The 14369-nt window shown below is 73.0% G+C and carries 11 protein-coding genes; 5 read left to right on the forward strand and 6 right to left on the reverse strand.

What is annotated here, in order from left to right; genetic code table 11:
• Positions 1 to 307 precede the first annotated feature (307 nt).
• Complete coding sequence (locus ACBJ59_RS26625) at positions 308 to 1924, forward strand: tannase/feruloyl esterase family alpha/beta hydrolase (RefSeq protein ID WP_375112974.1); 1617 nt, start codon at positions 308 to 310, stop codon at positions 1922 to 1924.
• A 31-nt stretch (positions 1925 to 1955) separates the two neighbouring features.
• On the forward strand, positions 1956 to 2513 hold the full coding sequence (locus ACBJ59_RS26630; protein ID WP_375112975.1) for a DUF308 domain-containing protein: 558 nt from the start codon (positions 1956 to 1958) through the stop codon (positions 2511 to 2513).
• An 85-nt stretch (positions 2514 to 2598) separates the two neighbouring features.
• Here the strand turns inward: ACBJ59_RS26630 and ACBJ59_RS26635 are convergent, their stop codons facing one another.
• Complete coding sequence (locus tag ACBJ59_RS26635; RefSeq protein ID WP_375112976.1) at positions 2599 to 3657, reverse strand: alpha/beta fold hydrolase; 1059 nt, start codon at positions 3655 to 3657, stop codon at positions 2599 to 2601.
• A gap of 271 nt (positions 3658 to 3928) precedes the next feature.
• Here ACBJ59_RS26635 and ACBJ59_RS26640 point away from each other — a divergent pair, with 271 nt between their 5' ends.
• Positions 3929 to 4702: an alpha/beta hydrolase gene (locus ACBJ59_RS26640; protein WP_375112977.1), complete on the forward strand. Its 774-nt coding sequence runs from the start codon at positions 3929 to 3931 to the stop codon at positions 4700 to 4702.
• 5 nt (positions 4703 to 4707) lie between these two features.
• On the opposite strand, the gene ACBJ59_RS26645 is transcribed toward ACBJ59_RS26640, so the two are convergent.
• Entirely contained in the window at positions 4708 to 7470 is a 2763-nt protein-coding gene (locus tag ACBJ59_RS26645; protein ID WP_375112978.1) for an AAA family ATPase, read from the reverse strand.
• 164 nt (positions 7471 to 7634) lie between these two features.
• Here ACBJ59_RS26645 and ACBJ59_RS26650 point away from each other — a divergent pair, with 164 nt between their 5' ends.
• A complete protein-coding gene (locus ACBJ59_RS26650) occupies positions 7635 to 8186 on the forward strand; it encodes a TetR/AcrR family transcriptional regulator (protein ID WP_375112979.1) in 552 nt (183 codons plus the stop codon).
• A gap of 5 nt (positions 8187 to 8191) precedes the next feature.
• Here ACBJ59_RS26650 and ACBJ59_RS26655 read toward each other — a convergent pair whose 3' ends face one another.
• The 3 genes from ACBJ59_RS26655 to ACBJ59_RS26665 all read right to left on the reverse strand — a co-directional run bounded on the left by ACBJ59_RS26655 (position 8192) and on the right by ACBJ59_RS26665 (position 10457).
• Positions 8192 to 8500: an alpha/beta fold hydrolase gene (locus tag ACBJ59_RS26655; protein ID WP_375112980.1), complete on the reverse strand. Its 309-nt coding sequence runs from the start codon at positions 8498 to 8500 to the stop codon at positions 8192 to 8194.
• Between the two features lie 463 nt (positions 8501 to 8963).
• Complete coding sequence (locus ACBJ59_RS26660) at positions 8964 to 9815, reverse strand: LLM class flavin-dependent oxidoreductase (RefSeq protein WP_375112981.1); 852 nt, start codon at positions 9813 to 9815, stop codon at positions 8964 to 8966.
• A 6-nt stretch (positions 9816 to 9821) separates the two neighbouring features.
• Positions 9822 to 10457, reverse strand: coding sequence for a hemerythrin domain-containing protein (locus ACBJ59_RS26665; protein ID WP_375112982.1), 636 nt, complete (start codon positions 10455 to 10457; stop codon positions 9822 to 9824).
• A gap of 223 nt (positions 10458 to 10680) precedes the next feature.
• Between ACBJ59_RS26665 and ACBJ59_RS26670 the strand changes: the two genes are divergently transcribed.
• Positions 10681 to 13449, forward strand: a complete 2769-nt coding sequence (locus ACBJ59_RS26670) for an AAA family ATPase (protein WP_375112983.1) — start codon at positions 10681 to 10683, stop codon at positions 13447 to 13449.
• A gap of 35 nt (positions 13450 to 13484) precedes the next feature.
• Here the strand turns inward: ACBJ59_RS26670 and ACBJ59_RS26675 are convergent, their stop codons facing one another.
• Complete coding sequence (locus ACBJ59_RS26675; protein ID WP_375112984.1) at positions 13485 to 14300, reverse strand: BTAD domain-containing putative transcriptional regulator; 816 nt, start codon at positions 14298 to 14300, stop codon at positions 13485 to 13487.
• Positions 14301 to 14369: the final 69 nt, after the last annotated feature.

Consider the following 14369-nt stretch of genomic DNA (forward strand, 5'->3'; position numbering starts at 1 on the left):
CGAAGGTGGTGAATCTGGCGTCACCACTGTCGTCCGGGGAGGATCGCGGCCACATCGGTCACTTGACGGTCAGTCACGAGGGGGCGGCCGGACCGTCGTTCGGCGGCACCGCCCGGCCGTGGGCCGCGAGCCGCGCGCATGTCCCCGCGTACGGCCGACCGACCGCGCCGCGGCGTGCGTGACGTGCGGCCGGAGCGCCTCGCCGATGCTGACCGTCAACTGACTGATGTGCCGGGTGCCGGCCGCGAACGAGAGTGAGACGCACCCCAACAGCTGACGACCCAGTGCTTCAGCGAGAGGAAACCTCATGAAACGCCTTTTGATCATTCTCGCGGCCGGCCTGCCGCTGGCGGCGGCGACAGCCCTGCCCACCAGCGCCGCCGCCGCGGCCGTCGCCGCCCCCTTCACCTGCTCGTCCATCTCCGTGAACGCCCCGGCGGGCACCACGGTGGAATCCGTGACGGCGCAGCGCCGGGAGGCGGGCACCGTGACCGTTCCGCCGGTGACGCCGCTGCCCGGTGCCGAGATCCCCGGTGTGCCGGCCCGCTGCGAGGTCACGGTCACGCTCACCCACCCGGGTGTCGGCGACCACGCCAAGGTGCGGGTCTGGCTGCCCGAGACGGGCTGGACCGGCCGCTTCCAGGCGCTCGGCGGCAGCGCCTTCGCCGCCGGCGACTACGGCGCGGGCCTGGCCGGCGCGGTCAAGACCGGCTACGCCGCCGCGACCACCGACGCCGGCGTCAGCACCTACCTGGACACCACCTGGGCCCTGAACAGCGCGGGCGAGGTCGACACGGCGCTGCTGAAGAACTTCGCCGACCGCTCACAGCACGAGATGACGGTCGTCGCCAAGCAGGTCGTCGCCAAGGTGTACGGCAAGCCCGCCTCCTACTCGTACTGGAACGGCTGCTCGACCGGCGGCCGCCAGGGCTACATGGAGGCCCAGCGCCACCCCGGCGACTACGACGGCATCCTGGCCACCGCTCCGGCGATCAACTGGGACGAGTTCGAGGTCGCGACCGTGTGGCCGCAGGTGGTGATGAACGAGGAGGACACGTTCCCCTCCCCCTGCGAGTTCAACCTGTTCAACCAGGCCGCCGTCAAGGCGTGCGACCCGCTCGACGGCGCCCGTGACGGGCTCATCGGCGACCCCGCCGGGTGCGACTTCGACCCGCGCCGGCTCATCGGCAAGACGGTCGAGTGCGAGGGCGAGCAGGAGACCATCACCGCGGCCGACGCGGCCGTCGTACGCAAGATCTGGGACGGCCCCCGCACGCCGTCCGGCAGGAAGCTGTGGGCCGGCGTCCCGATCGGGGCCGGCTTCGACCTCGCCGGCACCAAGCTCGGCACGGACGGCACCCGCGTGGGCGCGCCGTTCCCGGTCCCGGCCGCCTGGGTCGCGACGTGGCTGAAGCGGCAGCCCACCTACGACCTCTCGACGATCACCTACGCCGAGTTCGCCAGGCTGTTCGAGCAGTCCCAGGCCGAGTACGACACGATCATCGGCACCGACGACCCCGACCTGTCGGCGTTCCGGAAGTCCGGCGGCAAGCTGCTCACCTGGCACGGCCAGGCCGACCAGCTGATTCCCGCCCAGGGCACCGTGGACTACCGCCGGCGGGTGGAGCGGGCCATGGGCGGCGGGAGCCGGGTCGACGACTTCTACCGGCTGTTCCTGGCGCCGGGCGTCGCCCACTGCGCCGGCGACACGAGCACCGGCCCCAAGCCCACCGACGCCCTCGGCGCCCTGACGGCCTGGGTCGAGCAGGGCAAGGCCCCGCGGACGCTGAGCGCCGCCATCACGGACTCCTCCGGCGAGACGGTGACGCGCGAGCTGTGCCTGTACCCGTCCGTCTCCCGCTACAGCGGCCACGGCGACCTGGCCGACGCCGCCGGCTACTACTGCGCCCCGGTCCGGCACTGACCACCATCCGCTCGTCGAAAGGCCACCCGTCATGACCACGAAGGCTCCGTCATCCCTGCTGAGGCTGTACCTGGGCCGTGGAGTCCTGGCCGTGGCGTGGGCCGCGGCGTTCGCCTCAGCGCACGACCCCATTGACGCCCTCGCGATCACCTTGCTGGTCGTCTATCCGCTGATCGACGCGGTGTCGTCGCTGATCGAGCTGCGCGCGGCCCCGGACGGATCGGCGGATCGCCTGACGCTGTTCAACGGGCTGCTCAGCGCGTTGGCCGCCGTCGGCGTCGGCCTCGCGGGAGCGGGCGGGGTGCCGGCGGTGCTGCACGTGTTCGGTGCCTGGGCCGTCGTCTCCGGCGCGGCGCAGGTGCTGGTCGGGCTGCGGCGGCGCGGGCCCGAGCCGGGCCCTCAGTGGCCGATGCTGATCGCGGGCGGTCTGTCGTTCCTCGTGGGCATCTTCTACAACATCCAGGCCCTCGGGGACACCGCCTCGCTCGATGTGCTGTCGGTCTACGCCACCGGCGGCGGCGTGTTCTTCATCATCCAGGCCGGGCTGCTGGCCTGGCGTGCCCGCCGGCCCCGGGCGCGGACCGTCTGACGGTGATCGGCCGCCGACACACCGACAGCCTGCCGGATCTCATCCGGCAGGCTGTCTCGGTGTTCGAGGGTGGTCGTCGCGGTCGTCAGAGGTGGTCCACGTCGACGACGGCCTGGGCGAAGGCGGTGGGCGCTTCCTGCGGCAGGTTGTGGCCGATGCCCGCCAGGGTGCGGTGATCGTAGGGGCCGGTGAACATGGAGCGGTACGACGAGCCGTCGCCCGGCGGCGCCGTGAAGGGGTCGCGCTCGGCGTCCAGGGTGATGGTCGGCACCTTGATGACCGGCCGGGCGGCGAGCCGCTTCTCCAGACCGTCGTAACGGCGCTCCCCGTCGGCCAGGCTCAGCCGCCACCGGTAGTTGTGGATCACGATGGCGGCGTAGTCGGGGTTGTCGAAGGCCGCGGCCGTTCGGTCGAAGGTGGCGTCGTCGAAGTCCCACGTCGGGGAGACGGTGTCCCAGACGAGCCGGGCCAGGTCGTGCCGCTTGTCCCTGTCCTGCATGGCCTTCCGGCCCCGCTCGGTGGCGAAATAGTACTGGTACCACCAGGCGTACTCGGCCTTCGGCGGCAGCGGTTCGAGGTTGGCCTCGAGGTTGGTGATGAGGTAGCCGCTCACCGACACCAGGGCCTTGCACCGCTGCGGCCACAGGGCCGCGATGATGTCGGCGGTCCTCGACCCCCAGTCGAAGCCGGCGAGAACGGCCTTGTCGATCTTGAGGGCGTCCATCAGGGCGATGATGTCGAGCGCGATCGCCGACTGCTGGGCGTTGCGGAACGTCTTCGAGGACAGGAACCGCGTCGTGCCATGGCCGCGCAGGTAGGGCACGATCACCCGGTAGCCCTGCGCCGCCAGCAGCGGAGCGACGTCGACGAAGCTGTGGATGTCGTAGGGCCAGCCGTGCAGGCAGATGACGACGGGCCCGCGGGCCGGGCCCGCCTCGGCGTAACCGATGTCCAGCAGCCCGGCCTTGACCTGCTTCAGCGGAGCGAAGGACGTGTGCGCGCCGGGCGTGGCCGCCGGCGACGTCGGGGTCGCTCCGCGCGTGGTGGCGGAGGCGGCCGGGAAGGCCTGCAGACCCGCCAGCGAGGCGACGGTCGCGCCGGTGGCCAGACCGACGGCCTTGCCGAAGGTGCGCCTGTTGATCATGAGGAGTCCTCCGTGTCATGTCACAAGAAATGCAGCATTTGTTACTGTTTCTGGCAGTGGAATCCGACACATCAGTCAGATGACGGTGAGACACGGCGGACGGCGGCCGTGCCGGTCGCGCGTAACCCTCTCCCGGAGCACGGCGTCCCGGCAGACCGCGCCGGACCAGCGACGCGAGGCGCACAGGAACATTCAGTCATTCGACTGTTCCTGCCCGGGCACATGTGGACAATCCTTGATCGGACCTGGTCCTGAGCCTTCCGGAGGATCCGTGAATCCCACTCCCGTCGTCTTCATCCATGGCGCGTGGCTCCACGCGTCGTCGTGGGATTCGTGGAACGAGCGCTTCGCCAGTTTCGGGTTCGCCGCCTGCGCGCCGGGCTGGCCGGGGGAGCCCGCCACGGTGGGCGAGGCCCGCCGGCACCCCGAGGCGCTCCACGAGCTGGGGCTCGACGCGCTCACGGAGCACTACGCGCGCATCGTCCGTTCCTTCGACACCCCGCCGGTGATCGTCGGCCACTCGGTGGGCGGGCTCATCGCGCAGCACCTCCTCGGCACGAACGCCGGCCGTGCCGCGGTCGCCATCGCCCCCGCCCCGGTCGATCACGCGACCGGTCTGGCGCCCGGGGAGCCGTGGCCGGTGTCGATGGACGCCGGGGGGTTCCGGCGGCTGTTCGCCAACGCGGTCACCGAGCAGGAGTCCGCCGAGCTGTTCGAGCGCCACGTCGTCCCCGGGTCACGCCGGCTGCTGGCCGAGCTGGGACACGGCGGCGCCGTACGGCACCCGCGGGCGGTCGTGGACCACGGCAACACCGGCCGCGGCCCGCTGCTGCTGATCTCGGGGCAGGAGGACCGGCTGGTGCCCGACCACGTCACCCGGGCCGTGTACAAGTTGTACGGCGACTCGACGGCCACCAGCGGCTTCAAGCAGTTCCCCGACCGGGCCCATTCGCTGGTCGTCGACAGCGGCTGGCGGGCGGTCGCCGACTACGTGCTCGTCTGGCTCGCCGAGCGAGGGGTGCGCGCCGACCCGGCAACGTGGTGAGGGGGTCAGATGTCGCCGTCGCCGGCCTTGCCCAGAGCGTCGCGCAGCGCGGCGCGCGAGGTGATGCCCAGTTTCGGGAAGACGCGGTAGAGGTGGGAGCTGACGGTGCGCGGTGACAGGTGCATGCGTTCGCCGATCTCCTTGTTCGTCAGCCCGCTCGCGGCCAGCTCCGCGATGCGGCGTTCCTGCCAGGTCAGCGCGGTCAGGTACGACAGCGAGGCGCGGGCCGGCGCCCCTGAGGCGCGCAGCTCGGCCTGGGCGCGTTCGGCCCAGCCCGTCGCTCCGAGCCGCTCGAAGGACTCGGCGGCGCGAACCAGGACGGGCCGTGCGGCCTTGGGCCCCTGGGTGTGCCGGAGCCGGACGCCGTGGGCCAGGCGGATGCGCGCCAGCTCGAACGGGAAGCCCGCCGCGGCCGGGTGGGCCTCGGCGCGGGCGTACATGTCCTCGGCCTCCTTCTCGTCGGCGGCCGTCATCGCCAGGGCGCCGTACGTGATGAGGGCCAGCCGGGGGGAGACGGCGGGCAGGCCGGCGTCGAGGGCGGCCCGGGCGTGCCGGCGGGCCTGCTCCAGGCGCCCGGTGTGCACGGCGGCCTCGACCAGGTCGAGCAGCGTGCGTGCGGCCTGGTGGGCGTAGCGTTCGAACGATCCGGGCGGCGTGATGCCGATGGCGTACAGGTAGGCGGCTTCGTGGTCGCCCTCGCTCAGGGCCGCCGCCGTGCCGATGGCGTCGGCGATCTGGGTCAGGAAGCCCACGCCGCGCGGGCGGGCCCAGGCGTCCAGGACGGCCTGCGCCTCCCGGGCCCGATCGACCTGCCCGCGCAGGGCGGCCAGGAGCCCCAGGTAGGCGCGGGTGTGGTGGGCGAACAGCGTGTTCCCGTGGGACGTGGTCAGCTCCAGCGCGCGTTGTCCCGTACGTTCGGCGTCGTCCCACTCGCCGGCGGCCAGCTGGTCGAGCATGATCAGGTGCAGCATGGTCATGCCGGTGGCCACCGCGCCGGTCTCCACCTCACGGTCGACGGCCCGCTGCAGGTAGGGGCGGTACTGGCCCAGCGTGTCGACGTGGTAGGAGGCGACGGCCAGGCGCGAGACGTCCCACGGCTCCAGCTCCGAGACACCGGCGAAGGCGCGCTCGACCCGCTCGTGCACGCCCGCGCCGTGCCGGACGACGTCGCTCCACGCGTCGCGGTAGATCGCCGAGCGGGTGTCGATCCGGTCCCCGAGAGAGTCCATGAGCTGCTCGGTGCGGCCCCACAGCGCGGCGTCGCCGGCGTACTGGCTGATGGCCAGCAGCACGTTCACCAGCCGGGTGAGTGCTTCGGCGGGCTCGTGCGCGCTGTCCTTCCGCAGGCTCTCGATCGCCGCCGCGACGTGGCGATGCGCGGAGCGTACGTCGCCGTCTTCGTACAGGGCCACGTAGGCGGAGGTGACGACCGTGGCGGGGGACTCGCTCGCGCCCGGCGGCAGGTCGGAGCGGAGGAGTTGCTGCACCTGGTCCAGGAGCGCGGCATGCCCGGCGATGAAGGCGGCGTCGCCGAGCCGCCTGGAGCGGTCGGCGGGGGTCTCGCTCAGCTCCGCCGCGCGGATCAGCCAGGCCACGGCGGCGACCGCGCCGCCGCGCCGGGTCGCCGAGTCGGCCGCGGCTTCCAGCGCGGCCGCCACCTCCTCGTCGGGATCCACGATCGAGGCGGCCAGGTGGCGGGCGCGCCGCTCGACGTCATGGCGGTGCACCCCCGCGAGCTCGGCGTGTGCCGCGCGCCGCTGGTTGGGGGTCGCCAGCCGCACGACGGTGGTGCGGATCAGCGGGTGCCGGAAGACGAGGTCGCCGGTGGCGGGGTCGGAGTCGAGCAGGCCCGCGGCGACCGCCTCGTCGGCCCCGCGCATGCGGTAGCGGGCGCCGGGGGCGTGGTTGCCGCCCGGCCCCGCCCCGACGCCGTCGAGAGCGCCGCGCAGCAGCTCCGCGCGTACGGGACCGGGCAGGCGTTCGATGCGGATGCCGTAGACGTGCTGCAGCCGGCGCGACAGCGGGATGTTGCCGAATCCGAGGAGCTCCTCGGCCGTGCGTCCGGTGTGTCCGCCGTTCACGTAGGCGGGCAGCTCCAGCAGCGCCAGGGGGTTGCCCATGGCGTGCTCCATGACGATGCGCCGGGTCTGCGGGTCGAGCTGCGGGTGGCGCAGGTCCAGCAGCTGCCCGGCGGCCCTGTCCGACAGGGCGGCCACGGGGAGCTCGGGAAGCGCGGCCGTGTCGAACCGCGAGCCCAGGTCGGACCGTACGGCGATGAGCATCTTCACGGAGCTGCCGGTGAGCCGGCGCCCCACGAACCCGCACACCTCGGCGCTGGAGGCGTCCATCCACTGACCGTCGTCGAGCACCAGCAGGAGCGGCCGCTCCGACGCCGCCAGGGACAGCAGGTCGAGGACCACGATGCCGAGGGACATGACCGACGGCGCCTTGCCCTCGCGCAGTCCGAAGACGACGTCGAGGACGGCACGGTGGCCCTCGTCGAGCTCGGCCGAGCGGGGCAGCAGCGAGTACAGCAGCTGGTGCAGGCCGGCGAAGGGCAGCTCCGCCTCCGCCTCGACGCCGGCGGCGCGGATCACCCGGTGGTTCTCCGAGGCGGCGAGGCCGGCCACGTGGTCGAGCAGGGCGCTCTTGCCGACCCCAGTCTCGCCTCTGAGGATGAGGGCCTGCCCCCCGGTGGCCGCCATGAACGCCGACAGTTCCCCTTGGACGTCATCCCGGCCCACCATCGTCGAGACGAGCGACTCCACGCTTCCCTCACTCCTTCGGGTATGGCCGATCAGGCCAGAGTCCTTGGCCACGAAGCGCTGAACCTAATAAGTGCCTCATAAGAGTAGCGCTTGGAAGTATAACTTTCCCATTAATGTGACACTAAGTTGCTTCATATGCTACGGGACGGAGTATCTTTGACCAGGTGAGAGCAGACGCGACGCGCAACCTGGAACGCGTCCTGAGCACGGGCGCCCGCATGCTCGCCGACGACCCCTCAGCGACCATCGCCGCCATCGCCGCCGCGGCGGGAGTGGACCGCCGCACGGTCTACCGCCGCTTCGCCTCCCGCGAAGACCTCATGGCCGCCGTCTACGGGGCCCGCTACGACGCGGTCGAGGAGGCCATCGAGGCCGCCAGGCTGCGCGAGGCCCCCGTCGCGGTCGCGCTGCATCGCTACGTCGAAGGCATCATCGCCGTCAACCGCAAGTGGCCCGTGGAGACGAGCCGGATGCTCCGCGACGTGACGATCCAGGAGCGCCGCCGCCGGCTGATCGACGAGGTCGACGCCTTCCTGCGGCGCGCGACCGACGAGGGTCTGCTGCGCTCCGGCCTGCCACCCGGCTGGGTGGCCACCGTCCTGCCGCCGCTGCTGGAACACGCCGCCGAGGACCTGTCCGAGCTGAGCGCCGCGCAGGCCGCCGACGTCGTGGTCGACACGCTGCTGCGCGGCGTCGGCACCCCGCAGGCGCGCTGACCCCGTCACCCGGCCGTGGCTGCCACGAAGGCCGTCACGGCGCGCGCGAAGGCCTCCGGCTCCTCGACGTGACCGAGATGACCGCTGTGCTCCAGCAGGACCAGCTCGGCGCGCGGGATCCCGGCGGCCAGCTCCCCGGCCCGGCGCGGACCGCAGATGACGGAGGACAGCGGCGCGAACGCCTCCATGTTGCGCGCCGACTCGGCGAAATGCTCGGGGCCGGTCACCGGGGCGCTTTGGTAGCGCTGGGCGACGCGCCCGACGTTGACGGTGTGCGTGCCCGGCGACAGCGGGGTCGTGGCGGCGGTGTTCATGTGCCTTTCTTTTGCGTCCGGCGGTTCGCGAGATTTCGGGTGACTCGACACGGCGTACGACCTTAGGCGCCGCCTGCATGCGGGACGTTGACGACGCGTATACCCCGGAACGTCCGAGCAGGTAGTAGTGGTCGAGAGGCATGAGGGTGTCACTCCGTTCGCGGGCGGCTCTCGTCAGCTTCCGCATCCGAAAATGGACCGTCAAGTCCAAAAGAGCTCATCCGTCACTGCTTTGACCGGTGACGGATATGCTGAGAATATCATCACCAGTCAGACAGGTGACGCATTCCCCGGCGAAAGGAGGATCCGGTGCTCGTATCGAATCTCATGAGGGTGTTGGCGGTGGCCGTGCTCGTGGTGGCCGTCGCCCTCGCCTGCTTCGCCCAGGTGGTCTGAGCGCGAACAAGCCGGACGGCGGGCGCGGCGGCAGGTCGCGTCCGCCGCGCGGTCGGGCCGGAAAGGGTCACGCCAGCAGGTCCGCCAGCCGGTCGATCTGCTCGATGTCGTCGGACCAGCAGCTGAGCATCACCTCGTGCGCTCCGAGGTCCCGATGGGCGGCGACGGCTTCCCGGATCCCCGCGGCGGTCGTCGCCATCGCCTGCACGGACTGCGCGGCGAGCTCCGGTGCGAACCCGTAATAGCGCAGCAGCGCCGCCCGCGCCTCCGCCACGGTGGGCTCCGGCCCCAGCGCGACGTTGACCTGGGCGACGAGCAGCGGTTCGCCCGGCCGGCCCGCGTCCTTCCACTGCCGTCTGACGAGCTCGAACAACGCCCCCGCGTACCCCGGTGGAGCCGGGCATACGTAGCCGGTGCCCCACCGGGCGATCCGGGCCAGCGCCGGCCGCGCGAAGCCGCCGAAGAGCAGCTCGGGACCTCCCGCCCGCACCGGGGCCGGACCGACCGGCCCGAGACCCGGGGCGACCGGTTCGCCGGCCCAGACCCGGCGCATGGTCGCCAGCTGCTCGTCCATCCGCCGCCCGCGAGAGGCGTGATCGGCGCCCACGGCCTGGAAGTCGTCCTCCCGCGCGCCGACCCCGAGACCCAGGGCGAACCGGCCACCGGACAACCTGTCGAGCGTCGCGCTCTGCTTGGCCAGCAGCACCGGGTCGCGCAGCGGTGCGAGCACCACTTCCGACTGCACCCGGATCCGCTCCGTCACTGCCGCCATGGCGGCCAGCATGACCATGGTCTCGGGGTTGTCGTACACGATCCGGTCCGGCACGCCGATCCTGGCGTACGGACCGGCGTCCGCCCGCCGCGCCCACGCGACCAGCGCGGCGGGATCGACGAAGGGCACGGCGAGTCCGAGTGTCATGTGCGCTCAGCCTTCCGTGGCGCCGGACAGGACGGCGAGGGCGGCGTGCGCCTGCTCGCGCAGCACGGGCACGAACCGCTGCGCGGGCTCCGGCAGGCCGGACAGGACGAACGCGACCTCCTCCGGCGTGCCGACCTGGTCGAGGAATCCCACGATCAGGTGCCCCGCCACGGTCGGCGAGGTGGCGACGACCTCCCGGGAGAACGCGGTCCACTCCTCCGGCGAGAGGTGCTCGCGCAGCGCCGGGAACAGGATCGGCTCTTCATGCTCCAGATGCCGGTGCACCAGGGCCCGGACCGCTTCGGCGGCCCGCCGCAACCCCGGGCGGTCACCATCCTGGTGGCTCGGCGCGGCCTCGAGGGCGTCGAGTGCGGCGTCGAGCTCGTCGTGCTCCTCGCTCAGGACGGCCAGCTGCGCCGCCGCCTCCGGCGCCACCGCCGCGATCATCGGCCACAGCTGGTGGTCCTCGGTCTCGTGATGGTGGCGCAGGTTCTGGACGAGGAACTCGCGCAGCTCGGCCAGGGCCGCGAGGGGGACGGAGGGCCGGAGGGCGGCCTCGGCCAGCAACGTCGTGGCGCGCCGGTGGAATGCGTGAATGAGGCGGGTCTCGGTGACGGCCCCGGCCTCAGCGTTGGTCGACATGCCGGGGAGCGTAGAAGCAGCGGGAGGAGGTTCCGTTGACGAACGGTTGGCGCCCGAGACGGGCGTCCATCTCGTACGTATACGTCCGCTTGTCCCGGCGTCGGGCGTCCGGGCCGCCCCGGCGAAGCGTCGTATCCGGGCACTTTCGGTAGGGTCGCGGCAGGACTCGCGCGCGGCTGGGGGGAGAAACAGCCGACGATTCCGAGGGTAGGAGTGCCGCATCATGCCACTTTTCGGACGGGGAGCCGAGCTGAAGGCCCTGGCCGAGCTCGTCGACGCCCCCGGGGGCGCCGGCGGCGTTCTCCTTCGGGGGGAGGCCGGCATCGGGAAGTCCGCGCTCGTGGCGGCGGCGGTCGCCGCGGCGTCGGCCGCGGGCCTGTGCGTGCTGACGACGACCGGCGTGGAGGCCGAGCGGGATCTCGCTTACGCCGGCTTGCATCAACTGCTGTACCCGGTCCAGGCAGGCGTGGACGCGCTGCCGCCCCCGCAGCGTGACGCCCTGCGCGGCGCGCTGGGCCTCGCCGAGGCGGCCGAGCCCAGCGCCCACCTTGTCGGCCTGGCCACGCTGACCCTGCTGGCCGAGGCGGCCGCCGCCCGGCCGCTGCTGGTCGTCGCCGAGGACGTGCACTGGCTCGATCCCGCCAGCGCCGACGTCCTCGCCTTCGTGGCGCGCCGGATCGAGTCCGAGCCCATCGTCATGATCGCGACACTCCGGGACGGCGAGCGCTCGCACCTGCAGGACGCCGGGCTGGCCCCGATGCCCGTTGCCCGGCTCTCCGACGAGGTCGCCGCCGAGCTCCTCGACTCGATCGCCCCCGACCTCACCCCGGCGGTACGGGCGCGGCTGCTGGAGGAGGCCGCGGGCAACCCGCTGGCGCTGACCGAGCTGCCGGCGGCCCTGGAACACCACGGCGGCCCGGACCCACTGATGTCTCTGAGCGATGACCGGGGCGGGCTGGGCCCGGTGCTGCCCCTGAGCGAGCGTCTCGAGCGCGCGTTCACCGCCCGGGTGGCCGCCCTGCCGGCTCCGGCCCGCACCGCCCTCCTGGTCGCGGCGCTCAACCAGAGCGATTCGGTCGCCGAGACGCTCGCGGGCACGGGCCTGATCCTGGGGTCGGCTGCCGAGCCGGAGATCCTCGCACCGGCCGCCGAGGTCCGGCTGATCGACCTCGCCATCGGCACGGTGACGTTCCGCCACCCCCTGATGCGGTCGGCCATCGCGGCGGCCTCGACGCTCGCCGAACGCCGGCAGGCCCACCTGGCGCTGGCCGAGACGCTGCACGAACAGCCGGACCGGCGGGCCTGGCACCGGGCCGCCGCGACGGCCGGAGCCGACGAGGGCGTGGCGGCCGAGCTGGACCGCGCGGCCGACCGGGCCCGGCACCGGGGCGGGGTCGCCGCCGCCATCGCGGCACTGGAGCAGGCGGCCCGGCTGAGTGAGGGGCAGGACCGGAAGGCGCTCAGGTTGCTGAGAGCGGCCGAGCTCGCGGTCGAGTCCGGCAGCCGCGCCACGGCCGAGCGTCTGGTGCGCGACGCACAAGCCCTCGAACTCTCCCCGCGCCGGCGCGCCACCGCCGCCTGGCTGCTCAGCGGCTTCGAGGACGGGGTGCGCGAGGACGTCTCCCGCGTGTCAGAGCTGGCCGAGCTGGCCGGGTCGGTGGCTGCCGACGGCGAGGTGGAGCCGGCTGCGCGGATCCTGTGGGGGGCGGCCATGCGCTGCTTCTGGTCCGAACCGGGTCCGGCCGCCCGCCGCTCGTTGCTGAACGTGGCCGACCGGCTGCCCGTCCCCGCCGACGACCCGCGCATGGTCGCGGTCGCCGCGTACGTCGCGCCGTTCGAGCGGGGCGGCAGCACGCTCGACCAGCTGCGCAGACTGGCCGGCACGGCCGGTGCCGTCCCCGAGATCGATCGTTACCTGGGCAGCGCGGCCCTGCAGGTCGGGGCGTTCGACCTGGCTGCCCGCTTCTCCGCGGCGGCCGCGCCCGGCCTGCGTGCTCAGGGCCGGCTCGGGCTGCTTCCCCGGGCGCTGGCCGTCCAGGCGTGGAGCCGGGCCCGGCTCGGTGACCTGGCCACGGCCCTACCGATCGCGGCGGAGGCCGCCAAGCTCGCCCAGGAAACCGGGCAGCCGTTCATGTACGGCCTGGCCACGGCCGTCCAGGCCGAGATCGCCGCGCTGAGGGGCGACCACGGGCGGGCCAGAGCGCTCGCCGACGAGGCCGAACGGGTCGCACTCCCGGCCGGCGCCCGGCCCGTCCTGGCCACCGTCCAGCTCACGCGCGGGCTCGTGGCCCTGAGCGAGGCGCGTTTCGACGACGCGTTCGCCGCGTTGAGCAGGATTCTCGATCCCGCGGACCCCGCCTACCAGCTGGCCCTGCGCGCGTACTGCCTCGCGGAGCTCACCGAGGCCGCCGTACGTGCCGGGCGTACCGACGACATGCGCGACATCCTGCGCGGCCTGGAGCCGCTGGCCGCATCGACGCCGTCACCGGCGCTGCACATCGGGCTGCGCTACGCGCGCGCCGTGCTGGCCCCGAGCGAGGAGGCGGAGAAGCTGTTCACGGCCGCGCTGCGGGCCGACCTGACCGGGTGGCCCGCCGAACGCGGACGCCTCCATCTGGCGTTCGGCGAATGGTTGCGGCGGCAGCGCCGGGCCGCTGAATCCCGGTCGCACCTGCGTACGGCCAGGGAGACGTTCGACGCGCTCGGCATGGCCGCGTGGGGCGAGCGCGCACGAGGGGAGCTGCGCAGCGCCGGGGAGTCGAGCCCGAACCGGGACCCGGACGCGCGGGAGAAGCTCACCCCGCACGAGCTGAACATCGCGCAGCTGGCCGCCGAGGGGCTGACGAACCGGGAGATCGGGCAACGGCTGTACCTTTCTCACCGCACTGTCGGCACCCACCTGCACCGGATCTTCCCCAAGCTGGGGGTGAGCTCCCGGGCCGATCTCGCGCGCATGCTCAGGACCCTCGAGGAAAGGCATGCCTCCCGATAAGGGCCCGATCCTGCTTACGGCGGCCCATCAGCGGCTCAGACGAGCGAGGCGTCGGCCGCCGTCCTGATCCGGGCGTACATCCTGCGCAGGCCAGGGCCGGGCTGCAGGCCCAGATTGTCGTCCAGCAACCGGGCGATCCGGTGATAGGCCGACAGAGCTTCCCCCCGGCGGCCGTCGCGGTGGAGGGCCCACATCAGCAACTCCCACAACCGCTCGCGATAGGGTTCCGCCGCCGTCGCAGGCATCAGGTCGGCGATCGCCTCGCCACAGTCGCCCCGCGCGATGTCGAGTGCCCAGCGCTCCTCCATGGCCGACGCGCGCAACTGCTCCAGCCAAGCGCGGCGGCCCTCGAAGAAGGATCCGCCCAGCCCCTCGAACGCCGGCCCGCGCCACAGCGCCAGCGCGCCGCGCAGCAGCCGGGCGGCCTCCGCGACGTCCCCCCGCGCACGGGCCTCCCGCGCGGCGGCGGTGGCCTGCCGGAACACCGCCACGTCGACCGCGCCGGGGTCCACGACCAGCTGGTAGCCGCCGCCCGCCGACCTGATCTCCGCCTCGGTGCCCGCTCCGGCGGCACCGCCGGCGGTCAGCATCCGGCGCAGCCTGGAGACGTAGGTGCGGGTGCTCACGACGGCGCTGCGCGGCGCCTGGTCGCCCCACAACGCGCTCACGATCTCGTCGAGCATGACCTGACGCCCCTCGCTCAGGAGCAGCAGGGCCAGCACTCCCCGCTGTTGCGGAGAGCCGGCCTCCAGGTCCTCCCCACCGCTCCGGACCCTGATCGGACCCAACAACCCGAAGCTCACCCCGGCCATCGAGAACCCCCACTCTCTCGCCCAGCGCGCGACCGTCACCAATGCCCCCCGGCATCTCTGACCGAGCCTACTGACGCCGCGTCGGGACTGTTGACGCGCTGTCCGGCT

Source organism: Nonomuraea sp. MTCD27, assembly GCF_041950495.1.
In the GTDB taxonomy this organism is placed as follows: Bacteria; Actinomycetota; Actinomycetes; order Streptosporangiales; family Streptosporangiaceae; genus Nonomuraea.

Excerpts from the sequence above, each read along its gene's own strand:
- ACBJ59_RS26665 (WP_375112982.1), bottom strand. The coding sequence starts at position 10,457 with ATGTCGACCAACGCTGAGGCCGGGGCCGTCACCGAGACCCGCCTCATT.
- ACBJ59_RS26670 (WP_375112983.1), top strand. The coding sequence starts at position 10,681 with ATGCCACTTTTCGGACGGGGAGCCGAGCTGAAGGCCCTGGCCGAGCTC.
- ACBJ59_RS26635 (WP_375112976.1), bottom strand. The coding sequence starts at position 3,657 with ATGATCAACAGGCGCACCTTCGGCAAGGCCGTCGGTCTGGCCACCGGC.
- ACBJ59_RS26625 (WP_375112974.1), top strand. The coding sequence starts at position 308 with ATGAAACGCCTTTTGATCATTCTCGCGGCCGGCCTGCCGCTGGCGGCG.
- ACBJ59_RS26655 (WP_375112980.1), bottom strand. The coding sequence starts at position 8,500 with ATGAACACCGCCGCCACGACCCCGCTGTCGCCGGGCACGCACACCGTC.
- ACBJ59_RS26660 (WP_375112981.1), bottom strand. The coding sequence starts at position 9,815 with ATGACACTCGGACTCGCCGTGCCCTTCGTCGATCCCGCCGCGCTGGTC.
- ACBJ59_RS26630 (WP_375112975.1), top strand. The coding sequence starts at position 1,956 with ATGACCACGAAGGCTCCGTCATCCCTGCTGAGGCTGTACCTGGGCCGT.